General features: G+C 63.3%; 4 protein-coding genes. All 4 read left to right on the top strand.

Features of this window, described 5'->3' with window-relative positions; genetic code table 11:
* Positions 1 to 127 precede the first annotated feature (127 nt).
* The 4 genes from V6Z53_RS23980 (at position 128) to V6Z53_RS23965 (ending at position 25,194) form a co-directional block, all read left to right on the top strand.
* The gene (locus V6Z53_RS23980) at positions 128 to 1,300 is read left to right on the top strand and encodes an MFS transporter (protein ID WP_338582120.1); all 1,173 of its coding nucleotides are present in this window, start codon (positions 128 to 130) and stop codon (positions 1,298 to 1,300) included.
* A gap of 164 nt (positions 1,301 to 1,464) precedes the next feature.
* Positions 1,465 to 2,199, top strand: coding sequence for an alpha/beta fold hydrolase (locus tag V6Z53_RS23975; protein WP_338582119.1), 735 nt, complete (start codon positions 1,465 to 1,467; stop codon positions 2,197 to 2,199).
* 250 nt (positions 2,200 to 2,449) lie between these two features.
* A complete protein-coding gene (locus V6Z53_RS23970) occupies positions 2,450 to 13,432 on the top strand; it encodes an amino acid adenylation domain-containing protein (protein WP_338582118.1) in 10,983 nt (3,660 codons plus the stop codon).
* Complete coding sequence (locus tag V6Z53_RS23965; RefSeq protein WP_338582117.1) at positions 13,432 to 25,194, top strand: non-ribosomal peptide synthase/polyketide synthase; 11,763 nt, start codon at positions 13,432 to 13,434, stop codon at positions 25,192 to 25,194. Before V6Z53_RS23970 ends, V6Z53_RS23965 begins: the two co-directional genes overlap by 1 nt.
* The last annotated feature ends 100 nt before the right edge of the window (positions 25,195 to 25,294 follow it).

Here is a 25,294-nt window from a genome sequence, read left to right as displayed (position 1 = left end):
GTGTACATCAGTCATTGTGGGAGCCAGCCTGCTGGCGATGGGGCCTTCACATACAACCAACAATTCCACGCTTTCTTCTCAATCAGCGTTTATGGCAACGTGCAGTCCCTTGACGAGACCTGCACCCATGGCCAACCCCTACCGCGAACTGTTCAAAGCCCCGGGCGCCCGTGCTTTTGTGCTGGCCGGGATGATCGCGCGCATGCCGATTTCCATGACCGGCATCGGCCTGATCACCATGCTGTCGCAGTTGCAGGGTGGCTACGGATTGGCCGGCGCGGTGGCGGCGACGTTTGCGCTGGCCACGGCGTTTTGTGCGCCGCAGGTGTCGCGGCTGGTGGACCGTTTTGGTCAGCGACGGATTTTGCCGGTGTCAGCGTTGATCGGTGGCGGGGCGTTGTTGATGGTGTTGCTCTGCACCCGGTTGCAGGCGCCGAACTGGACGTTGTTTGTGTTCGCCGCGATTGCCGGTTGCATGCCGAGCATGTCGGCGATGGTGCGGGCGCGCTGGACCGAGTTGTATCGCGGCCAGCCGCAACTGCAAACGGCCTATGCCCTGGAATCGGTGCTGGACGAAGTCTGCTTTATTGTCGGGCCGCCGCTGTCGGTGGGCTTGTGCGTGGTGGCGTTCCCCGAGGCCGGACCGTTGGCGGCATTGCTGATGCTGGCGATCGGAGTTACGGCGTTTGTGTCGCAGCGCAGCACCGAGCCACCGGTGCATCCTCATGAAGCACATCATGCCGCGTCGATCATCCGCTCCGTGGACATCCAGTTGCTGATGCTGTTGATGGTCGCCATGGGCACCATCGTCGGTGTGGTGGATGTGGTCAGCGTCGCGTTCGCCCAGCATCAGGGCCAACCGGCGGCGGCGAGTATTGTGCTGTCGGTGTATGCGATTGGCTCGTGCATGGCCGGATTGGCGTTCGGTGCGTTGCGTTCGAAAGTGCCGTTGCCTCGACTGTTTCTCTATGGTGGCGTGGCGACGGCGGTGACGACCTTGCCGCTGTTGCTGGCGGTGAACATTCTCGGGTTGTCGCTGGCGGTGTTTGTCGCCGGTCTGTTTTTTGCGCCGACGTTGATTGTCGCCATGGCCTTGGTGGAACAGATCGTTCCGCCGGCCAAGCTCACTGAGGGCCTGACCTGGCTGGTGACCGGGTTGAGCATCGGCGTGGCGATCGGTGCGGCGGGGTCGGGGTGGATGGTTGATGCGTTCGGGGCCAGGAGCGGGTTTTGGCTGGCGATTGGCGCGGGTGCGGTGGTTCTCGGGTCAGCGGTGCAAAGCTATCGCCATTTGAAATGAAGATTTAACTGTAGGAGCGAGCTTGCTCGCGATGGAGTGTCAGTCAATATCAATGTGGCTGACACTCCATCGCGAGCAGGCTCGCTCCTACAGGGATCTCCGGTCGACTAATTCTCTGCGTACTTCATCCGTTCTCTTTACAGACAACTTTCGAGGTACGCCCGGTGACCCAGCTGACATTGCTGTGCCTGCCCTATTCCGGCGCGAGCGCCATGGTCTATAGCCGCTGGCGGCGCAAACTGCCGGAGTGGATCAAGCTGCAACCGGTGGAATTACCGGGGCGTGGTGTGCGCTACGGCGAGCCGTTGCACACCGACATGCGCCGCCTGGCGCTGCAACTGGCCCACGAGCAAAAAACCATGCTCAAGGCGCCTTTTGCCTTGTTCGGCCATAGCCTCGGCGCGTTGCTGGCCTGTGAAATGGCCCACGCGTTTCGCTCGCTCGGCGGTCCGGAGCCGGTGGCCTTGTTCGCTTCAGGCACCGCCGCGCCCACGATGCGCGCCGACTACGACCGAGGTTTTGCCGAACCCAAGACCGATGCCGAACTGATCGAGCAACTGCGCACGCTCAACGGCACCAGCGAGGAAGTGCTGGCCAACGAAGAGCTGATGAGCCTAACGCTGCCGATCCTGCGCGCCGACTTTCAGTTGTGCGGGCGTTTCGAGCCGATCCAGCGACCGTTGCTCAAGTGCCCGGTGCACGTGCTCGGCGGCAAGGCTGACCGCGCCACCACCGAGCAGTTGATCGGCTGGAGCAAGGAAACCCACGGCAGCTTTTCCGTGGACATGCTCGCTGGCGGGCACTTCTTCATTCATGAGCATGAGGCCAAGGTGCTGCGGGTGATCAAGGATCAGCTGGAGGTGCATCATCGGCGGCATGCCATGGCTGCCAGTGCCTGACCCCGATTCTTGTAGGAGCAAAGCTTGCTCGCGATAGCGGTCTGACATTCAACATAGATATCGACAGTTACACCGCCATCGCGAGCAAGCTTTGCTCCTACAGGTTTTTGGGTTCGCAAGGTTCCTGTAATCACCCTCGTTTTACCTCCCTTCTGATACTTGTTCTCATTCGCTAATTTTTCCGGCCTGCATTCGTTTTATAGGGACGACGTGCCTTTGTGCTTCCCGCCACTGATCCGGATACCCAGAAATGAATGCTGAAGACTCCTTGAAACTTGCTCGCCGGTTTATCGGGTTGCCCCTGGAAAAGCGCCAGATGTTCCTTGCGGCCTTGCACAAGGAGGGCGTTGATTTCGCCCGTTTCCCCATTCCTGCCGGCGTCGAGGCCGAGGATCGCCAGGCGTTGTCGTACGCCCAGCAGCGCATGTGGTTTCTCTGGCGACTGGACCCGCAAAGCGGCGCCTACAACCTGCCGGGCGCGGTACGCCTGACCGGTCGTCTGAATCTGCCGGCGCTGGAACAGGCCTTCGCCAGTCTGGTGGCGCGTCATGAAACCTTGCGCACCGTGTTTGCGCCGCAACCCGATGACACTCTGCTGCAAGTGCCAGCCACGGCGCCGCTGGTGATCGATCACGTCGATTTCAGCGCCTTGCCCGCCATCGAGCGCGAGCAGGCGGTGGCCCGGGCCGCCGAGCAGCAATCGGTGTTGCCGTTCGATCTGGGTAGCGGTCCGCTGCTGCGCGTGACCTTGCTCAAGCTCGCCGAACAGGAACACGTGCTGCTGCTGACCCTGCACCACATCGTGTCCGACGGTTGGTCGATGAACGTGCTGATCGACGAATTCATCCGCTGCTACGACTCCTTCGATGCGGGCACGCAACCGCAACTCGCGCCATTGCCGATCCAGTACAGCGACTACGCCTTGTGGCAGCGGCGTTGGCTGGAGGCGGGCGAGCAGGCGCGTCAACTTGAATACTGGCAAGCGCAACTGGGCGACGAACACCCGGTGCTGGAATTGCCCCTCGATCATCCGCGCCCGGCGATGCCGAGCTATCGCGGCACGCGCTACGAGTTCGCCGTCGACGGGCAACTGGCCGAGCAACTGCGCGCCACTGCACAGAAACACAACATCACCCTGTTCATGCTGTTGCTCGGTGCGTTCAACGTGCTGCTGCACCGCTACACCGGGCAGAACGACATCCGCGTCGGCGTGCCGATCGCCAACCGCAACCGTGCCGATATCGAAGGCCTGATCGGTTTCTTCGTCAACACCCAGGTGCTGCGCACGCAACTGGACGGCCAGACCCGTGTCGACGATCTGCTGCGCCGCATCAAGGAAACGGCGCTGGGCGCACAAGCCCATCAGGACCTGCCGTTCGAGCGTCTGGTCGAAGCCTTGAAACTGGAACGCAGCCTCAGCCACACGCCGCTGTTCCAGGTGATGTACAACCACCAGCCGCAGGTCGCGGACATTTCCACGGTGACCACGGCGTCCGGCCTGGCGCTGGGCATGATCGAGTGGCAAGGGCGCACCACCCAGTTCGACCTGACCCTCGATACTTATGAGAAGGGTGGCAAACTGCACGCCGCGCTGACCTACGCCAACGACCTGTTCGACGCTGCGACCATCGCGCGCATGGCGCAGCACTGGACACGTTTGCTGCAAGGCATGGTCAGCGATTCGCAGCAGCGCATCAGTGATTTGCCGTTGCTGGAACAGGCCGAATATCAGCGCATCGTGCATGACTGGAACCGCGCCGATGAAAGCTTCGCTGAAGATCTGTGCATTCATCAGCTGATCAGCCAGCAAGTGGCTGCGAGCCCTGATGCATTGGCCGTGACCTTCGCGAACACGCAACTGACTTACAGCGAACTCAATCAGCAAGCCAACCGTCTGGCACACAAACTGATCGAACTCGGCGTCGGCCCGGAAGTGCGGGTCGGCGTGGCCATGCAGCGTTCCGAGCAACTGCTGGTGGCTTTGCTCGCCGTGCTCAAGGCGGGTGGCGCCTACGTGCCGCTGGACCCGGATTACCCGGCCGAGCGCGTCGCCTACATGCTCGAAGACAGCCGCGCGCTGGTGCTGATCACGCAGCAGGCTGTCGCCGAATCGTTGAGTGTGAGCGCAGACACTCAAGTCCTGTTGATGGACGACATCCAGTCGCTAACCGACTACCCGCAAAGCGCCCCGGTCACCCGCGTCACGCCGGACAACCTCGCCTACGTGATCTACACCTCGGGCTCCACCGGCAAACCCAAAGGCGTAGCCATCGCCCATCGCAATGTGCTGGCGCTGATCGACTGGTCCAGATCGGTTTACAGCCGCGACGACATTCAAGGCGTGCTGGCTTCCACGTCGGTGTGCTTCGACCTGTCGGTGTGGGAGCTCTTCGTCACCCTGGCCAACGGCGGTTCGCTGATCATCGCCCGCAACGCCCTGGAGTTGCCGCACCTGCCGGCCCGGGACCAAGTGCGCCTGATCAACACGGTTCCATCGGCGATCAACGCGCTGCAACGCGACGGGCAGATCCCGCCAAGCGTGCGCATCATCAATCTGGCCGGTGAACCGCTCAAGCAAAGCCTGGTTGACGCGCTGTACCAGCAAGCGACCGTCGAGCACGTCTACGACCTGTACGGCCCGTCGGAAGACACCACCTATTCGACCTGGACCCGCCGCGAAGCCGGCGGTCGCGCCAACATCGGTCGCCCGCTCAAGCACACCGCCAGCTATCTGCTCGATGCCGACCTGCAACCGGTGCCGCAAGGCGTGTCCGCCGAGCTGTACCTAAGCGGTGCGGGTATCACCCGTGGCTACCTGGCTCGCCCAGGCCTGACCGCTGAAAAGTATGTGCCGAACCCGTTTTCCAGCAGCGGCGAACGCCTGTACCGCACCGGCGACCTGACCCGTTATCAGGCCGACGGCACCCTGCAATACGTTGGCCGCATCGACCATCAGGTCAAGGTCCGTGGCTTCCGTATCGAGCTCGGTGAAATCGAAGCGCGGCTGTTGCAGCAGGAAGCGGTGCGCGAACTGGCGGTGCTGGCCCAGGACGGCGCCAACGGTCAGCAACTGGTGGCGTACATCGTGCCAAACGATTCGGCGCTGGTAGTCGATGCCGATGCGCAAGCGACCCTGCGCGAGACGCTGAAAGCCGCGCTGCGTCAGCATTTGCCGGACTACATGGTCCCGGCGTTCCTGTTGTTCATTGACCACCTGCCGCTGACGCCGAACGGCAAACTCGACCGCAAGGCCTTGCCGGCGATTGATGGCTCTACCCAACAACGCGAACACGTCGCGCCGCGCAGCGAACTGGAAAAATCCCTCGCCGCTATCTGGCAAGACGTGCTGGCCATCGACAGTGTCGGCCTGGAAGACAATTTCTTTGAACTGGGCGGCGACTCCATCGTTTCGATGCAAGTGGTCAGCCGTGCGCGGCAGGCCGGGATCGTGCTCAGCCCCAAGGATCTGTTCCAGCACCAGACCATCCGCAGCCTCGCCCAAGCGGCGCGCACTGGCGGGCAATCGCAAATCGATCAAGGTCCGGCGGTCGGCGCAGTGGCGCTGGCGCCGGTGCAGCAATGGTTCTTCGAACAGGCGATCCCCGAGCGTCAGCACTGGAACCAGTCGTTGTTGCTGATGCCGCGCGAGGCGCTGAACATCGAAGCGCTGGAGCGGGCACTGGAGCAATTGCTGACCCAGCACGACAGCTTGCGCCTGCGTTATGCACAGGCAGAAAACACCTGGCAGCAAACTTACGCCGCGCCGACCACGGAGTCAGTGTTGTGGCAGCGTCAGGCGCAATCGGCCGAGCAACTCAACGCCTTGTGCGACGAGGCCCAACGCAGCCTCGATCTGCAAAACGGCCCGCTGTTGCGCGCCCTATGGGTGGCGATGGGCGACGGCTCCGAACGCTTGCTGTTGGTGATCCATCACCTGGCGGTGGACGGTGTTTCCTGGCGCGTGTTGCTGGAAGATTTGCAGCACTTCTACAACGGCGGCACGGCGCAGGCGAAAACCAGCACTTATCAGCGTTGGATCGCGCGTTTGCAGGATCATCTGCCAGCCTTCGAACAGAACCACGGCCACTGGCAGAAGCAACTGCAAGACGCGGCAAACGAGCTGCCATGCGAACGCCCGAACGGTGCGCTGGAAAACCGCTACGAAGAAAAACTCGAACTCAAACTCGACGTCGAACAAACCCGCAAGCTGCTGCAACAGGCGCCGGCGGCCTATCGCACCCAGGTCAACGACCTGCTGCTGACCGCATTGGCCCGCGCCGTTTGCCGCTGGAGCGGGCAGGGCAGCACGCTGATCCAGCTCGAAGGCCATGGCCGCGAAGACCTGTTCGACGACATCGATCTGACCCGCACCGTCGGCTGGTTCACCAGCCTGTTTCCGGTCAACCTGAAACCCGACGCCGACCTCGGCGCATCGATCAAGTCGATCAAGGAACAACTGCGCAACGTCCCGGATAAAGGCCTGGGCTACGGCGCGCTGCGCTATCTCGGCACGCCTGAGGTCCGCGCGGAACTGGCGGCGCTGCCGCAACCGCGGATTACCTTCAACTATCTGGGGCAGTTCGACCGTCAGTTCGATGAGGGCGCGTTGTTCACCCCGTCCACCGAAGGCAACGGTGTGGCGCAGGACCCATCGGCGCCGCTGGGCAACTGGCTGGTGGTCGAAGGTCAGGTCTATGGCGGCGAGTTGTCCCTGAGCTGGGGCTTCAGCCGCGAGATGTTCGACACCGCGACCATTCAGCGTCTGGCCGACGAATACGCGCATGAACTGAACGCGCTGATCGATCACTGCTGTGCGCTTGATGTGGCGCAAGCCACGCCGTCGGACTTCCCGCTGGCGCAGATCAATCAGGCGCAACTCGATGGATTGCCGCTCGCCGTCTCGACGCTGGAGGACCTGTATCCGCTGTCGCCAATGCAGCAGGGCATGCTGTTCCACACCCTGTACGAGCCGCAAGTCGGCGCCTACATCAGCCAGTTGCGCCTGGACGTCGGCGGCCTGGACATCCAGCGTTTCACCCGCTCCTGGCAGGCAGCGGTCGAGCGTCACGATATTCTGCGCAGCAGCTTTCACTGGCAGGGTCTCGACGTTGCCCATCAGGCGATTGCTCGTCAGGTGACGCTGCCGCTGGAAGTGCTTGAAGCGACCGACACCGACGCGCTGGCCGATGCCGAACGTGCCCAGGGTTTCGAGCTGGGCACGGCGCCGCTGTTCCGTTTGAAACTGGTGCGTACCGGCACCGACGCCTGGCACCTGATCTACACCAGCCATCACATCCTGATGGACGGCTGGAGCAACGCGCAGTTGCTGGCCGAAGTCATCCAGCACTACGCCGCCGGGCAGTCGCTGCCGGCGCCAACGGGGCAATACCGCGATTACCTAGGCTGGTTGCAGCAGCAATCGGCCGTCGCTGGCGAGCAATTCTGGAAAGCTGCGCTGGCGCCGCTGGAAGCCCCGACCCTGCTGGCCGAAGCCCTGCGCCCACCGGTTGGCGCCGAAGGCACCGAGGAACATCGCGTAGCCCTCGACAGCCGCGCAACCCAGCGTCTGGCCGAGTTCGCCCGTCAGCAGAAAGTCACCCTCAACACCGTACTGCAAGCGGCGTGGAGCCTGTTGCTGCAACGCTACACCGGCCAGGACTGCGTGGTGTTCGGCGCCACCGTGGCCGGGCGTTCGGCACCGTTGCCGGGGATCGAAGAGCAACTGGGGCTGTTCATCAACACGCTGCCGTTGGTGTGCTCGATGAAACCGGATCAGACCGTCAGCCAGTGGCTGAGCGAGTTGCAAGGCCTGAACCTGGCGATGCGCGAGTTCGAACACGTTCCGCTGTACGACATTCAGGGTTGGGCGGGGCAGCAGGGTTCGGCGCTGTTTGACAGTTTGCTGGTGTTCGAAAACTTCCCCGTCGACGAAGCGCTGAAGCAGGGCGCGCCGGCCGGGTTGTCCTTCGGCAACCTGCACAACCACGAGCGCACTCACTATCCACTGACGCTGGGCATCGAGTTGGGCGAAGCGTTGAGTTTCGATTTCAGTTACGACGCGGCGCGTTTCAGTGCTGCTCAGGTCGCTCAACTGTCGGCCAATCTGCAGCACCTGCTGACGCAATTGGTCGGCGCCCCGGACGCTGCATTGGGAGCGCTGGAACTGCTCGATGCCGAAGGCAAAAACGCGGTACTCGCCATCAGCCAGCCGGCCACGGTTGAGTTATCCACAACACTTCTGGTCCACGAACGGATCGCCGCGCAAGCCGCTGCCACTCCGGATGCGTTGGCGTTGCAGGTTGATGGTCAGTCCCTGAGCTACGGCCAACTGAATACCCAGGCCAATCGCCTGGCCCATCGCCTGATCGACAACGGCGCCGGACCCGGCAAGCGTGTCGGTCTGGCGCTGCGTCGCGGCCCACAGTTGATCGTCAGCCTGCTCGCCGTGCTGAAAAGCGGCGCGGCCTATGTGCCGCTGGACCCGAAATACCCGGCCGAACGCCTCGGCTACATGATCGAGGACAGCCGTCTCGATGTGCTGCTGTGCGAATCGGGCCTGCTGGAAGACTTGCCGCTGCCGGTGCATCTGCGCCTGTTGAGCCTGGACGAAGCCACAGGCTATCCGGACAGCGATCCACAAAACCGCGCCGTAGCCGCAGACCTGGCCTACATCATCTACACATCCGGTTCGACCGGTCAGCCCAAAGGCGTGGCCATCGACCATGGCGCGCTGCGCGAGTTCTGCCAGACCGCTGCCGAGTATTCAGCGTTGTCGACCGGCGACCGTGTGCTGCAATTCGCGACCTTTAGCTTCGACGGCTTCGTCGAGCAGTGCTACCCGGCGCTGTGCGTTGGCGCGGCGTTGATCATGCGCGGCGATGACCTGTGGGACGCCGGTCGACTGGCGACGGAAATCGTCGATCAAGGCGTGACCGTGGCCGACTTGCCCGCCGCCTACTGGTTCCTGCTGGCCCGTGAATGTGCCAGCGGCGTGGTGCGCAGCCTCGGCGATTTGCGTCAGGTGCACGTCGGCGGCGAAGCCATGTCGGTGGAAGGTTTGCGCCTGTGGCATCAGGCCGGTTTGAGTCATGTACGCCTGCTCAACACCTACGGGCCGACCGAAGCGACCGTGGTGTCCAGCGTGCATGAATGCCGTCTGGACGATGCCAGCGACGCGTTCGGCATCCCGATCGGTCGCGCCATTCCCGGCCGAGCGTTATATGTGCTGGATGCGGCCGGTCAGTTGCTGCCGGCCGATGGCGTCGGCGAATTGTGCATCGGCGCCCCGGCCTGTCTGGCGCAGAGCTATTTCGACCGTCCGGCGCTGACCGCCGAACGTTTCCTGCCGGACCCATTTGCCCGCGAGCCGGGCGCGCGTCTGTATCGCAGCGGCGACCTGGCGCGCTACAACGCCAACGGCGATCTGGAGTACGTCGGGCGTATCGACCATCAAGTAAAAATTCGCGGTTTCCGCATCGAAATGGGCGAGATCGAAGCCTGCCTGCAAGCCCGGGACGAGGTACGCGAAGCAGCGGTCATCGCCCAGGACGGCACGCAACTGGTGGCGTACGTCGTCGCCAGCGGCGTGGTGAATTCTGAAGCTGACTACGTTGAAAGTCTCAAGGCCGTTATGCGCAAAGCGCTACCGGAATACATGGTGCCGAGCCATCTGATCCTGCTGGCGAAATTGCCGCTCAACAACAACGGCAAACTCGACCGCAAGGCCTTGCCGCGTGCTGAAGCCGGCGTTGCACAGCGCGCGTTCGTCGCTCCGGCTGAAGGGCTGGAAATGCAACTGGCGACGATCTGGCAGAGCGTATTGCAGGTCGAACAAGTAGGCCGCGACGACAACTTCTTCGAGTTGGGCGGCCATTCGTTGCTGGTGCTGCAAGTGATTTCCCGAGTACGCCAGCAACTGAACATCGAACTGTCGGTGAGCAGCCTGTTTTCCGCTGCGAACCTGGAAGAATTCGCCGAGCGTACGGCGCTTGCCGACACCAGCGCTCAGCCGCTACTGCAGCGTGCGGCGGGCGATCAACCGCGGATTCTGTCCTACGCCCAACAGCGTCAGTGGATTCTCTGGCAACTGGACCCGCAGAGCAGCGCCTACAACATTCCCGCTGCGCTGCGCCTGAAAGGACCGTTGAACCGACAGGCCTTGCGTCAAGCCTTCCTGCAATTGCAGGCCCGCCACGAAACCCTGCGCACGACCTTCGAACAGGACGGTCAACAGGCGCGTCCGTTGGTGCACGCCGAACTGGCGTTGCAATTGAGCGAGCGGTCAGTCGCAGAGTCGTCGATCAACGATGCCGTGGCCGAAGAAATCGCCCGGCCGTTCGACCTGCGCAACGGTCCGCTGTGGCGCGCATTGCTGCTGCAAGTCAGCGCCGAGGAACATGTGCTGGTCCTGACCGTGCACCACATTGCCGCCGATGGCTGGTCGATGCAGGTGATGGTCGATGAGTTCAGCGCGTTGTATCAGGCGGCTGCCGAGGGCCGCGCGGCTGACCTCAACCGTTTGCCGGTGGCATACAGCGACTATGCCCGTTGGCAGCGCAACTGGCTGGAGGCGGGCGAGGGCGCGCGGCAACTGGCGTGGTGGCGTGAGCAACTGGACGGTAGCCAGGCACCGTTGGAACTGCCGAGTGAGCTGACCCGACCGGCTCGCCGCAGCGAACGCGGGGCAAGTCTGTCGCTGAACGTGGATCGCGAACTGCTGGCCGGTTTGCGTCAACGCGCACAAGAACAGCAAGTGACCTTGTTCATGCTGTTGCTGGCGAGCTTCCAGACCTTGCTGCATCGCCAGAGCGGGCAGTCGGGCATCAGCGTTGGCGTGCCGAGTGCCGGGCGTTCGCGCCTGGAGACCGAAGGCCTGATCGGCTTCTTCATCAACACTCAAGTGCTGCGTGCCGAGATCGACGGGCAACAGCCATTCAGCACCTTGTTGCAACAGGTCAAGCAAACGGCGCTGACCGCGCAGGCCCATCAGGACTTGCCATTCGAGCAGTTGGTCGATGCCTTGCAACCGGACCGCAGCCTCAATCACAGCCCATTGTTCCAAGTGCTCTACAACCACCAGCAGCAGTTGGGCGCGAGCGTGGAACGGGTCGTCGCTGGCTTGCAGGTCGAGCGTTTGCACTGGCAGCAGCACACCGCGCAATTCGATCTGGTGCTTGATACCCAGGAGCAGGGCGACACACTGGACGCCAGCCTGAGCTACGCCACCGATCTGTATGACGAGGCTTCGATGCAGCGCTTGGCCGAACAATGGCTGAACCTGTTGCATGCGGTGGTGGCCGATCCGCAACAGCGAGTCGCCGAACTGCCGTTGTTGCATGCGCCGCAATACGACGGCTTGATCCAGCACTGGAACCCGACGTTCCAAGCGCAAGCGCCGTCGCCAACCTTGCATCAACTGTTCGAAGCCCAGGCTGCGCAACGGCCGGACGCGATTGCGCTGGTGTATGAAGGCGAACACCTGACCTACGCCGCGCTCAACGCCCAGGCCAACCAACTGGCGCGCAAACTGCGCGAGCAGGGTGTCGGCCCGGAAGTTCGCGTGGGTATCGCCACCGAGCGGGCGATGCCGCTGGTGGTCGGTTTGCTGGCGATTCTCAAGGCCGGTGGTGCCTATGTGCCGCTGGACCCGCAATACCCCGCCGAGCGCCTGAGCTACATGATCGACGACAGCGGCATTGCGCTGCTGTTGACCCAATCTCACTTGATCGACGGCTTGCCGGCCCGCGATGGCGTGCAGGTGCTGGACCTGGCGTCGCTGCAACTGGACGCCTACAGCGCCGACAATTTGCTGCCGCTGGCAACCCCGGACAACCTCGCGTACGTGATCTACACCTCCGGTTCAACCGGTCGGCCAAAAGGCGCTTTGCTCAGCCACGGCAACGTGGGCCGCCTGCTGACGGCCACTGCTGCCGAGTTCAATTTCGGCGCGGACGATGTCTGGACCCTGTTCCATTCCTACGCGTTCGATTTCTCGGTGTGGGAGCTGTTCGGTTCGCTGTGTACCGGCGGACGTCTGGTGATCGTGCCGTATTACATCAGCCGCGAGCCGCAGGAATTCCATCGTTTGCTCTGCGATGAAGGCGTGACGGTGTTGAACCAGACCCCGACCGCGTTCCGCCAACTGTTGCCGATTGCCTGCACCAGCTCGCGCAATCTGGCGTTGCGTCAGGTGATCTTCGGTGGCGAAGCATTGGAAGTCGCCAGCCTGCGTCCGTGGTTCGAACGCTTCGGCGATCAACAGCCAACGCTGGTGAACATGTACGGCATCACCGAAACCACGGTGCATGTGACCTACCGCGCCATTCGCCTGGCCGACCTCGACGGCAAGGCGCAGAGCCCGATTGGCCTGCCGATCCGCGACCTGCGCTGGTACTTGCTCGACAGTCAGTTGCAACCGGTCCCGGTGGGTGTGGCGGGCGAGTTGTACATCGCTGGTGCTGGTTTGGCGCGGGGTTATCACGGGCGTTTCGGTCTGACCGCCGAGCGTTTCGTGCCGAGCCCGTTTGACGCGTCGCAACGTCTCTATCGCAGCGGCGACCTGGCGCGTCAACGCGCCGACGGCAGCATCGATTACCTCGGGCGCATCGACCAGCAAGTGAAGATTCGCGGCTTCCGCATCGAACTGGGTGAAATCGAGGCCGCGCTGCTGGCGCAACCGGGTGTGCGTCAGGCGGTGTTGAGCGTGCATGCCGGTGATGCTGGGCCGCAGCTCTGCGCCTACGTCGTCGCTGAACAGACCCCGCATGACCCGATCGCCTGGCGCGACAAACTGCGCGCCGCGCTCAAGGTCGACCTGCCGGACTACATGGTGCCGAGCCACTGGCTGCAGCTCGATGACCTGCCGCTGACCAGCAACGGCAAGCTCGACCGCAAGGCCTTGCCGCTGCCGGATGCAGAGAACTGGCAACGACCGTTCGAAGCCCCCGAAGGCCAACTCGAACAGCAACTGGCGGCGATCTGGGCCGACGTGCTGGGTGTGGCGCAGATCGGCCGGCGCGACAACTTCTTTGAATTGGGCGGGCACTCGCTGCTCGCCGCCCAGGCCAGCGCCCGCGTGGAACTGGAACTGGGCATCGAGCTGCCGCTGCGTGCGCTCTTCGAAAGCAACGACCTTCAGGCTTACGCCGCCATGGCCGGGCAACAAGCCCCGACTGACAACGATGCACGTCTGGATGCGCTTGAGTCGCTTCTCGACGAGATGGAGATCAACTGATGGAACACACCACCGCCATGCGTATCGCCACCCGCTTTGCCGGCCTGCCCGCCGACAAGCGCCGCGAGTTTTTGACCAAGATGCAAGAGCAGGGTGTGAGTTTTGGCCAACTGCCGATTCCAGCCGCTGCCGAGCCGCAAGCGACGTTTGAACTGTCCTACGCGCAGCAGCGCCAATGGTTCCTCTGGCAGCTCGATCCACAGAGTTCGGCGTACAACATTCCTGCCGCCCTGCGTCTGCATGGACCGCTGAATGTCGCGGCCCTGCAACAGAGTTTTGATGTGCTGCTGGAGCGGCACCAGAGCCTGCGCAGTCGTTTTATCGAGGACGACGGCCAAGTGCTGCAAACGCTGGCGGCGTTCACTTCGCTGTCCATCGAACAGCACGATTTGCGCGAAGAACCTGCGGCGCAGCGTTTCGAATGCGCAATGAAAAAGGTCGAGCAGGACATCGCCCGGCCATTCGATTTGCAGCACGGCCCGCTGCTACGCGTCAGCCTGTTGCAATTGGACACCGAGGACCATGTGCTGGTGCTGACCCTGCACCACATCGTCACCGATGGCTGGTCGATGGGCGTATTGATCGAAGAGTTTTCCCGACTGTATGCCGGCCATTGCCAAGGGCAGGGCGCGGAACTGCAAGCGCTGCCGATCCAGTATTCGGACTACGCCGCGTGGCAACGTCGCTGGATGGACGCCGGAGAGCTGGAGCGTCAACTGAACTGGTGGCGTGAGAAGCTCGGCAGCGAACAGCCGCTGCTGGAATTGCCGACGGATCGTCCGCGTCCGGCCCAGCCGAGCCAGCGCGGTGCGCGTCTGGATTTCGCCCTCGACGCAGATCTGGCCAGCGGTTTGATGACCTTGGCCAAGCAACGCGGCGTGACCCCGTTCATGCTGTTGCTCGCCAGTTTCCATGCCTTGCTCTATCGCTACAGCGGTCAATCCGATTTGCGCATTGGCGTGCCGATCGGCAACCGTAATCGCGCGGAAACCCGTGGCCTGATCGGCTTCTTCGTCAACACCCAGGTGATGCGCGCCGAACTCGACGGACGCCTGCCGTTCAGCCAGTTACTGGAGCAAACCCGCACCGCGTCGCTGGATGCCCAGGATTATCAGGACTTGCCGTTCGAGCGTCTGGTGCAGGCGCTGCAAGGTGAGCGCAGCTTGAGCCACAGCCCGCTGTTCCAAGTGATGTTCAATCACCAGCAAGCCCGGCCGGCAGCGGTCAGCGGTTTGCTGGCCGGTCTGCGGGTCGAGGCATTGAACGCCACGGCGCAGACCACCCAGTTCGACCTGCAACTCGATACCCAGGAAGAGGGCGACAAACTGTTCGCCAGCCTCACCTACGCCACCGACCTGTTCGACGCTGAGCGCATCGAAACGCTGGCCCGGCATTGGCGCAACCTGCTCGCCGGGGTGCTGGCCAACCCGCAAACCCCGCTGGCCGAATTGCCGCTGCTGGACGCTGACGAGCGCCTGCGCATCCTCGATGATCTCAATGACACCGCTCAGGTATATCCGGGTGAAGTCTGCGTGCAGCGGCATTTCGAAGCGCGGGTGATTGAAAACCCTGAAGCGACGGCGCTGGTGTTCCAGGGCCAGTCCTTGAGCTACGCCGAGCTGAACCTGCGCGCCAATCGTCTGGCCCATCACTTGCGTGCGCAGGGCGTCGGCCCGGAAGTGATCGTCGGGATTGCCTGCGACCGCTCGTTCGAAATGGTCGTCGGCCTGCTGGCAATTCTCAAGGCCGGTGGCGCCTACGTGCCGCTGGACCCGGAATACCCGCTGGATCGCTTGAGCTACATGATCGAAGACAGCGGCATTTCGCTGCTGCTGACCCAAGCGCATTTGCTGGCGCAACTGCCGACGCCGGACAACGTGCGCACTTTGAGCCTGCACGCCGATGCCGATTGGCTGAGCGAACTGCCGGGCAGCGATCTGCCGAACATCGCCGTGGCAGAAAACCTCGCCTACATGATCTACACCTCCGGTTCGACCGGTAAACCAAAAGGCGCGGGCAACCGCCATGTGGCGCTGCACAACCGCATCGAGTGGATGCAGGAAGCCTACAACCTGCTGCCGTCAGACCGCGTGCTGCAAAAGACGCCGTTCAGTTTCGACGTGTCGGTGTGGGAGTTTTTCTGGCCGCTGATGAAAGGCGCGACGCTGGTGATCGCCGCACCGGGCGAGCATCGCGATCCACAACGCCTTGCCGCGCTGATCGTTGAGCAAGCGATCACCACGCTGCACTTCGTGCCGTCGATGCTCTCGGCGTTCATCGGTGCCGACGAAGCGCTGGCTTGCACCTCGCTGACCCGGATCATTTGCAGTGGCGAAGCGCTGCCGATGGAACTGCAACGCCAGACCCTGCGCAGCCTGCCGCAAGCCAACCTGTACAACCTGTATGGCCCGACCGAAGCGGCCATCGACGTGACCCACTGGACCTGCGTCGAAGAGGGTCGCGACAGCGTGCCGATCGGCCGACCAATCGCCAATCTGCGCACCTGCATTCTCGACAGCGAACTGCAACCGTTGCCGCTGGGCGCGGTGGGTGAGTTGTACCTCGGCGGCGTTGGTCTGGCGCGCGGTTATCACCGTCGTGGTGCGCTGACTGCCGAGCGTTTCGTGGTCGATCCGTTCGGCAGCGGCGAGCGCCTGTACCGCACCGGCGACCTGGCGCGGTATCGCGCCGATGGCGTTATCGATTACTGCGGACGCATCGACCACCAAGTGAAGATTCGCGGCCTGCGTATTGAGCTCGGGGAAATCGAAGCGCGTCTGCAAGAACATCCGGACGTGCAGGAAGCCGTAGTCCTGGCCCTAGACGGCCCGAGCGGCAAGCAACTGGTGGCGTACATCGTGCCGCAGGACCGTGCTTTGGTCGGTGCTGATGCCGAGCAGCAAGGCGCGTGGCGCGAAACCCTGAAAAGCCATTTGCTCGGCAGCCTGCCGGATTACATGGTGCCGGCGCAGACCGTGCTGATCGAACAGATGCCGCTGAGTCCCAACGGCAAACTGGACCGCAAACGCCTGCCGGCGCCGACCGCGCAGGTCAGCCAGCGTGCGTTCGAAGCACCGCGCAGCAGCCATGAGCAGGTGTTGGCGCAGATCTGGCAGGACGTGTTGGGCGTGGAGCAAGTCGGGCGTCAGGACAATTTCTTTGAGCTGGGCGGCGACTCGATCATCTCGATTCAAGTGGTCAGTCGCGCCCGCCGTGCCGGCCTGAGCCTGCAACCGCGCGACCTGTTCCAGCAGCAAACCCTGCAAGCCCTGGCTGCCGTGGTCAAGGAACAGGCCGCGCCGCTGGCCCAACAAGGGCCGGTCGATGGCGTGCAAAAACTCACGCCGATCCAGCGCTGGTTCTTCGAAGAACCGATCCCGCAACGCGCACACTGGAACCAGGCGGTGTTGCTGACACCGCGCGAAACCCTTGAACTGCCGCGTCTGCAAGGTGCCTTGCAACGTGTGCTCAAGCAGCACGATGCCCTGCGTCTGCGCTTCAGTCAGGTCGACGGCCAATGGTCGGCGCGTTATGTCGGCGCCGACAGCGCCGACGTCATTGACATGCTCTGGACCGCCCGTGTCGCCAGCGATGCCTCGCTGGAGTCGGTGTGCGACGAAGCCCAGCGCAGCTTCAGCCTGCAAGATGGACCGCTGCTGCGCGTGGCGCTGATCGCCCAGGCCGATGGCTCGCAACGCTTGCTGCTGGTGATCCACCACTTGGCGGTGGACGGTGTTTCGTGGCGGGTGTTGCTGGAAGATTTGCAGGCCGCTTATCAAGGTGAAGAACTGCCGCCGAAGACCAGCGCTTTCCAGGCTTGGGCGGACAAGCTCGATACTTACGCACGCTCTGAAACCGCCGCCGCCGAACTGAAGTGGTGGCAAGCGCAGTTGACCGGAGCCAGCGATTTGCTGCCGGCGGCCAACGCGCAAGCGAGTCAGGCCGGGCATCTGCGCCAGGGCGTGAGCATCGGCCTGGATCGTGATCAGACCCGCCAGTTGCTGCAACAGGCCCCGGCGATCTACCGCACTCAGGTCAACGATCTGCTGCTGACCGCATTAGCCCGCGCACTCAGCCGCTGGACCGGTGAAGCATCGGCACTGATTCAGCTCGAAGGCCATGGCCGCGAAGAGCTGTTTGACGACATCGACCTGACCCGCACCGTCGGCTGGTTCTCCAGCCTGTTCCCGGTGCGCCTGACACCGACCGCCAACCTCGGCGCTTCGATCAAGACAATCAAGCAGCAACTGCGCGACATCCCAGGCAAAGGCCTGGGCTTCGGCTTGCTGCGCTACATGGGCGATGCTGCGGCGCAATCCGCATTGGCGGCGTTGCCGCAGGCGCGGGTGACCTTCAACTACCTGGGCCAGTTCGACCAAAGCTTTGCCGAGGACGCGTTGTTCACCCCGGCCAGGGAATGCAGCGGCGCCGCGCAATCCGCCGACTCGCCACTGCCGAACTGGCTGTCGGTGGACGGCCAGGTCTATGGCGGTGAACTGAAACTCGACTGGACCTTCAGCCGCGAATGCTTCGAGCTGCGCGAGATTGAAGCCCTGGCGATCGATTTCCGCGCCGAACTGTTGGCGCTGATCGACCATTGCCTGAGCGACGGTGCGGGTGGCGTGACCCCGGCCGACTTCCCGCTGGCGCGCCTGAGCCAGGCGCAACTCGATGGTCTGCCGGTGCCGCCGGCGCAGATCGAAGATGTGTATCCGCTGTCGCCGATGCAGGCCGGTTTGCTGTTCCACAGTCTCTACGAATCGGCGTCTGGCGCGTATGTAAACCAACTCAGCGTCGAGGCTCGCGGTCTCGATTCCGAACGTCTGGGCCGCGCGTGGCAAGCGGTGCTCGACGGCCATGCGATCCTGCGCAGCAGTTTCCACTTCCCGCAAGGTTTCGAAGCGCCGGTGCAACTGGTGCATCGTCAACTGCAATTGCCGCTGACCTGCCTTGACTGGCGCGGTCGCGACAATCAGGCCGAAGCGCTGGCGCAACTGATCGACAGCGAACGCCTGCAACTGGACTCGACCAAAGCGCCGCTGATGCGTCTGACGCTGGTGCGCCTGGACGACGAGCGTCAGCAACTGATCTACACCCACCATCACCTGCTGCTCGACGGCTGGAGTAACTCGCTGCTGCTGAGCGAAGTCTTGCAGCGTTATGCCGGGCAAGAAGTGCAGGCGCCCACCGGGCGTTTCGCCGACTACATCGGCTGGCTGCAACGTCAGGATGCCGAGGCCGACGAGGCTTTCTGGCGCGGGCAACTGGCAACCCTCGACAACCCGACGCTGCTGGCTCAGAGCCTCGCCCATGGCGACAGCAAAAACCTGTCGGACGCGGAGTTTTCCGACCATCTCCAGACGTTCGACGTCGCCATCAGCAAACGCTTCAGCGACTTTGCCCGCCAGCAGAAAGTCACCCTCAACACCTTGGTGCAAGGCGCGTGGGCGCTGCTGCTGCAACGCTACAGCGGCCAGCGCAGCGTGGCGTTCGGCGCCACCGTGGCCGGGCGTCCGGTGGATTTGCCGGGTGCGGAAAGCCAGCTCGGTCTGTTCATCAACACCTTGCCGGTGATCAGCAGCCCGGACGCCGTGGAAAGCGTCGAGCAATGGCTGAGCCGTTTGCAGGCGCAGAACCTCGAACTGCGCGAACATGAATTCACCGCCCTCGGGGACATTCAGCGCTGGGCCGGGCGTGCCGGTGAGCCGCTGTTCGACAGCCTGCTGGTGTTCGAAAACTTCCCGGTGGCCGAAGCCCTGCAACAGGGTGCGCCGGCCGGATTGAGCTTCTCGATCCCGCAGAATCACGAACGCACCAACTTCCCGCTGACCCTGGCGGCCACCGCTGAAAGTCAGCTGAGCCTGAACTGGAGCTACCAGTGCAACCATTTCAGCAGCACGGCGATTGCGCGCATGAGCGAGCATCTGGCCGCGCTGCTGGCGGCGATGGTCGCGGCACCTCAGGCTGCTTTGAGCGAACTGGCCCTGCTAACGGCACCGGAGCGCGCCCAGCAATTGCTGGCGTGGAACCCGCCGTTCACCGTCGCGGAAAACCCGCTATGCGTGCACCAATTGATCGAGGCGCAGGCCGTTGCCCGACCGGACGCCACGGCGCTGATCTTCAATGATGTGGAACTGAGCTTCGACGAACTCAACCGCCGCTCCAACCGCCTGGCCCACCACTTGCGCGGGCGCGGTATCGGCCCTGAAGTGCGGGTGGGCCTGGCGATGCAGCGTTCGCCGGAAATGATCGTCGGATTGCTGGCGATCCTCAAGGCGGGCGGCGCCTACGTGCCGCTCGACCCGGCGTACCCGGCTGAACGCCTGAGCTATCTGATGGACGACAGCGGGATTTCGCTGCTGATCAGTCAATCCTGGCTGCGGGAAAAACTGCCGTTGCCGGAAGGTCTGGCGGTGCTGGAAATCGACCGTGAACCGTTGGAGTCCATGGCGGACAGCAACCCGGTCAACCTGACCTGCGGCGAAAACCTCGCCTATCTGATCTACACCTCGGGCTCCACCGGGCGACCGAAAGGCGTCAGCGTGGCCCACGGTCCGCTGGCCATGCATTGCGTGTCGATCGGCGAGTTGTACGGCATGACCCCGGACGACCGCGAACTGCAATTTGCCTCGATCAGCTTCGACGGCGCCCACGAACGCTGGCTGACGCCGCTGGTGTTCGGTTCGGCGGTGATGCCGCGTGATGACGAGTTGTGGAGCGTCGAGCGCACCTGCGCCGAGATCGAAAAACACCGCATCACCATCGCCTGTTTCACCCCGAGTTACCTGGCGCAGATCGCCGACTACATGGGCGAAGCGGGGCGCGATCTGCCGATCCGTTCCTACACCCCGTGCGGTGAAGGCATGGCCAAGCATGCGTTCGACGAAGTTCAGCAAGTGCTGCAACCCAAGCGCCTGATCAACGGCTACGGCCCGACCGAAACGGTGATCACGCCGCTGATCTGGCTGGCGTATCCGGATACCGAATTCGACTCGGCGTTCATGCCGATTGGCCGCCCGGTGGGCAACCGCAGCGCGTACATCCTGGACGGTGGCTTGCAGCCGTTGCCGGTGGGCGTGGCGGGCGAGTTGTACCTCGGCGGCGAGGGCGTGGCGCGGGGTTACCACCAGCGTCCAGACCTGACTGCCGAACGTTTTGTGCCGGACCCTTTCGTGCCGGGGGCGCGGCTGTACCGCAGCGGCGACCTCGCACGGTTCCGCGCTGATGGCGTGGTCGAATATCTCGGCCGCATTGACCAGCAAGTGAAGATTCGCGGTTTCCGTATCGAACTCGGCGAAATCGAAGCTTGCCTGATGGAGCACGAAGGCGTGCGTGAAGCGTTCGTCATCGACCGCGAAGGGCCAGTGAGTCGCCAACTGGTGGGTTACGTGGTGCCGCGCGATCCGCTCGCCGATGAGCAGGACCTGCGTGACGCACTAACCGCACACTTGCGCAGCCGTCTGCCCGCGCACATGTTGCCGGCACACCTGATGTGCCTGGCCGCGCTGCCGCTGACGCCGAACGGCAAGCTCGATCGTCAGGGTTTGCCAGCGCCGGAAGCCTCGCGTCAGAGCCTCGATCAGGTCGCCGCCACGACGCCCGCCGAGGCGCTGTTGGTGGAGATCTGGCAGGACCTGCTCGGCCTGGATTCGCTGGGCGTCACCGAAAACTTCTTCGAACTGGGTGGCGACTCGATCATTTCGCTGCAAGCGGTGAGCCGTGCCGGGCAGCGCGGGTTGGTGTTCAGTCCGAAGCAATTGTTCGAACAGCAGACCATCCGTGCACTCGCCGCCGTGGCGACCCGTCGTGAAACTACGTTGGTCGACGCGCCGACCGTAGAGGCTTTCGCGCTGGTTCCACACATCGACGTGACGGCGCGTGAGGGGCTGCAAGACCTGTATCCGCTGTCGCCGATGCAGCAGGGCATGTTGTTCCATTGCCTCGATTCGCCGGAGCTCAACCCCTACGTCAACCAGTTGAGCGTGGCCGTGGATGGCTTGCAGGTGCCGCGTTTCCGCGCGGCATGGCAGGCGTTGGTCGAGCGGCATGAAGTACTGCGTGCGGCGTTCCGCTGGCGCGACGGCCTGGCCGATCCGTTGCAAGCGGTGTTTGCCGAAGTCGAGTTGCCGATCGAAGAGCTCGACTGGCGCGAGCGTAGTGACACCGAGCAAGCGCTGAGCGAACTGGCGGCTGCCGAGCAGGCGAAAGGCTTCGACCTGAGCTGCCCGCCGCTGATGCGCTTCATTCTGGTTCGCCTCGGTGAAGAGCGTTACCAGATGATCTGGATCTACCATCACCTGCTGCTGGACGGTTGGAGTGCTTCGCGTCTGCTGGGCGAGATGCTGCGCCTGTATCACCACGACAGCCTGCCGGCGCTGACCGGTCGCTACGCCGATTACATCGCCTGGCTGCAACGTCAGGACGATGCCCAGGCCGAAGGTTTCTGGCGCGAGCGCCTGGCTTTGCTGGAAGCCCCGACCATTCTGGCCAAGGCTTCGGGTGCCGCAGGCTCAGGCCACGGCGTGATGTACAGTGACCTCAATGCCGAGGCGACACGCAAGTTGCACAGTTTCGCCAAGCGTCAGCGCGTGACCCTCAACACCTTGGTGCAAGGTGCCTGGCTGTTGCTGTTGCAGCGCCATAGCGGGCAGCGCTGCGTGGCCTTCGGCGCGACGGTGGCAGGGCGCCCGACCGGTTTGCCCGGTGCCCAGGAAATGCTCGGCCTGTTCATCAACACCTTGCCAGTGATCCAGACCCTCGACCCGCAACAGCCGTTGGGCGAATGGCTGCGTGAGTTGCAGGATTACAACCTGGCCGTGCGCGACTACGAACACACGCCGTTGTCCGACGTCCAGCGCTGGGCCGGACAGGGTGGCCAAGGCCTGTTCGACAGCATCATCGTGTTTGAAAACCATCCTGTGGACCGTGCTTTGCGCGGTGGTGAGGAAGGCGAACTGCGCTTCGCCGAAGTCGGCAGCGGCGGCGTCACCAACTTCCCGATGGACTTGATGGTCAGCGCCAACGACGAAGGCCTGGAAGTCGAATACCTGTACTTGCGTGATCGCTTCAGCGAACAGGAAGTCGAGCGCATTCGTGCTCAGCTGGAAGGGTTGCTGCGCGCCTTGCCGGAAGACGCCGATCGCTTGCTTGGCAACATCGGCTTGCCCGAAGTGCGTTTGTGCCTGCCGCAAGCGTCTACCGACAACGCTGATCTGTTGCAGGCGTTCAATCAACATGTCCGCAGCCAGCCGCAGAAAGTCGCGCTGTTCTGCGAGGATCGTGAGGTCAGCTATGCCGATCTCGACGCACAGGCCAACGGTCTGGCGCAGCAATTGATCGCTCGCGGCATCGGTGCCGAAAGCATGGTGGCGGTGGCGTTGCCGCGTTCCGAGCGCACCATCGTGGCGTTCCTCGCGGTGCTGAAGGCGGGTGCGGCGTATCTGCCGCTGGACCTCGCGTACCCGGCCGAACGATTGGCCTACATGCTCAGCGACTCGGCGGCGAGCCTGTTGATCTGCGACAGCGATCTGGGTGAACGCCTGACATTGGCCGACAGCCCGCCGCGCTTGTTGCTCGATCAGTTGAGCGTTGCTGGCAGCAGCGAATCCCCGGTTGTTGATCCACTGCCGGGGCATCTGGCGTATCTGATCTACACCTCCGGCTCCACCGGCCAACCGAAGGGCGTGGCCGTGGCGCGTGGACCGATTGCCCGGCATTGCCGCGGCATCATCGACCTCTATGAACTGGCACCGCGCAGCCGCGAACTGCATTTCATGTCGTTCGCTTTCGACGGCGCCCAGGAACGTTGGCTGAGTGTGATGCTGGCCGGTGGCAGCCTGGTGATCCGCGAGGACAGCTTGTGGACCCCGGAACAAACCCTGGAAGTGCTGCATCGGCACCACGTCACCGTCGCCTGCTTCCCGCCGGCCTACCTGCAACAGATGGCCGAAGTGGCCGAGCGCCTGGGCAATCCGCCGGCGGTCGAGGTGTATTGCTTCGGCGGTGATGCGGTACCGGACGCCAGTTTCGAACAGGTCAAGCGTGCCTTGCGTCCGCAGCGTCTGGTCAACGGTTATGGCCCGACTGAAACCGTGGTCACGCCGCTGCTGTGGCGTGCAGAAGCCAGCGAAACCTGCGACGCGGCCTATGCGCCGATTGGTCGTGGCGTGGCCGGGCGTGGTTTGTACGTGCTCGATGCCGATCTCAATCCGCTGCCGGTGGGTGTCAGCGGTGAGCTGTACCTGGGCGGTGAATGCCTGGCGCGGGGTTATCACCAGCGTCCGGGCATGAGCGCCGAGCGCTTCATTCCCGATCCGTTCGAGGCCGGTGGTCGCATGTACCGCACCGGCGACTTGGTGCGCCAGCGCGAATGCGGCTTGATCGACTACCTCGGCCGCCTCGATCAGCAAGTGAAGATCCGAGGTTTCCGTATCGAACTGGGCGAAATCGAGGCGCGCTTGCGTGAATGCGCAGGCGTGCAGGATGCCGCCGTGGTGGTGCACGACACGCCGACCGGCAAGCAGTTGGTCGGTTATGTGGTGGCTGCTGGTACGGTCGGGCTGGATCGTCGTTTGAAGGCGGAGCTGCAAGCGCAAATGCCGGACTACATGGTGCCGGCGCGAATCCTCGTGCTGGAGCGTTTCCCGCTGTCGGCCAACGGCAAGCTCGACCGCCGCGCACTGCCGGAGCCGGAATGGGCAACCGGTGGATATCGTGCGCCGCGCAACGCGCTGGAGCAGGCGTTGACCGCGATCTGGCAAGAGGTGCTCGGCGTGCCGCAAGTGGGCATCGACGACAACTTCTTCGAACTCGGCGGCGACTCGTTGCAGGTGCTCAAAGTGATCTCGCGGGTGCGCAGTCAGCCGCAACTGGGCTACGAATTGAAGCTGCGCGACCTGATGCAGAAACCGTGCATTGCCGAACTCAGCGGTTATCAAGTGGCCGAGCCTGCGAAAGCGCCGGACCCGCTGCTGGCGTTGAATGGCCGGGTTGCCAACGTGCCGGCGCTGTTCTGCCTGCACGCCGGTTTCGGCACGGTGTTCGACTACGAACCGCTGGCCCGGCGTCTGGAAGGCCGGCGCACGGTGTATGGCCTGCAATGCCGCATGTTGCTCGACCCGCAATGGCAGGACGAATCGCTGCTGGCGATGGCTCGGGCCTATACACAGCGGATTCGTGCGCAGCAGCCGGAAGGTCCGTATTACCTGCTCGGCTGGTCATTGGGTGGTGCGCTGACGCAACTGGTTGCCTATGAACTGGAAGCCCAAGGTCAGACGATTGCGTTTGCCGGACTGGTCGACAGCTACGTGGCGGGCACGGCGGAAGCGGGGGATTGGCGCGAAGATTTGGCCGACTTCCTTAAGTTCGTCCTCGGTCAACCGTCTGAAGAAGCAGAGACGCTGATTGCCTTGAAAGCCGCTGGCCTGAACGAGCGTGAAGGTGCCGCAGCGGTGATCGAAGCGGCGATGCACGGTTCCAACGAAAACGCCGCGCTGGGTGCGAGCGAACTGACGCAGATCTTCGCCACCGGTTCATCGCTCAAGCAACTGGCCCTGGCCCAACGGCAGTTGCCGAAGGTGCAAGTGGCGGCCCATCGCTGGTGGGTGGCCGAGCGCGACGACGAACGCCGGGTGTTCGAGGCGCAGGTCGGCCATCACGGCGTTGATCGCTTGTTGGCGGGCGGGCATTACGAGTTGCTGCGTGGTGATGAGTTGCTGGATGAGCTTGAGCAAGTGTTGGAGCGCCGCACGGCGATCGCATAACGGTCGGCCTTACGCGAACCCCTGTGGGAGCGGGCTTGCTCGCGAAGAGGGAGTGTCAGTGACATTCATGCTGCTGACACACCGCATTCGCGAGCAAGCC

Origin of the sequence: Pseudomonas sp. MAG733B (genome assembly GCF_036884845.1) — a bacterium.
In the GTDB taxonomy this organism is placed as follows: Bacteria; Pseudomonadota; Gammaproteobacteria; order Pseudomonadales; family Pseudomonadaceae; genus Aquipseudomonas.
Note: the sequence above shows the minus strand (reverse complement) of the source record. Positions and strands in the feature narration are given on the sequence as shown.

What these genes read in the sequence shown, in the direction of transcription:
- V6Z53_RS23980 (WP_338582120.1), top strand. Translation starts at nt 128, where the DNA reads ATGGCCAACCCCTACCGCGAACTGTTCAAAGCCCCGGGCGCCCGTGCT.
- V6Z53_RS23970 (WP_338582118.1), top strand. Translation starts at nt 2,450, where the DNA reads ATGAATGCTGAAGACTCCTTGAAACTTGCTCGCCGGTTTATCGGGTTG.
- V6Z53_RS23965 (WP_338582117.1), top strand. Translation starts at nt 13,432, where the DNA reads ATGGAACACACCACCGCCATGCGTATCGCCACCCGCTTTGCCGGCCTG.